Source organism: Mesonia sp. K4-1 (assembly GCF_008017825.1).
Classification (GTDB): Bacteria; Bacteroidota; Bacteroidia; order Flavobacteriales; family Flavobacteriaceae; genus Mesonia.
This window is the reverse complement of sequence record NZ_VRLS01000017.1, coordinates 1-548: the sequence shown is the minus strand read 5'-3', so window position 1 is coordinate 548 and position 548 is coordinate 1. Positions and strand designations below refer to the sequence as shown.

Below are 548 nucleotides of genomic sequence, written 5' to 3'. Positions count from 1 at the left end.
GAAAAGATACAGGTACGTGTAGGCGAAAAAGTTCCGCTTGATGGTATTCTGCTTTCTGAAAAGGGTTCTTTTAATACTGCTGCCTTGACAGGCGAAAGCAAACCTGATACGATTGCTAAAGGCAATACTGTTTTTGCCGGAAGCATTAATCTTGATGGCGTAATCGAAATCGAGACGACCAAGGAATTCAAGGATAGTTCCATTGCACGAATTCTGGATATGGTGCAGAATGCAACCGCCAAAAAATCAAAGACCGAACTGTTCATTAGAAAATTTGCAAGGATTTATACGCCTATCGTTGTATTCCTTGCCATCGGACTGACGTTTCTACCTTACTTTTTTGTAGATGATTATGTGTTTAGGGATTGGCTCTATCGAGCATTGATATTCCTCGTGATTTCGTGTCCTTGTGCGTTGGTCATCTCTATTCCTCTCGGCTATTTTGGCGGTTTGGGTGCGGCATCGCGCAATGGTATTCTTTTTAAAGGTGCATCCTTTTTAGATGCAATGACCCAAGTAAACACGGTCGTAATGGACAAAACAGGAAC

1 protein-coding gene is annotated in these 548 nt (G+C 42.2%); it reads left to right on the top strand.

Features of this window, described 5'->3' with window-relative positions; translation table 11 throughout:
* Window positions 1–548, top strand: a 548-nt coding sequence (locus FT986_RS04075) for an HAD-IC family P-type ATPase (protein ID WP_147863977.1), incomplete at both ends; no start/stop codon positions are given.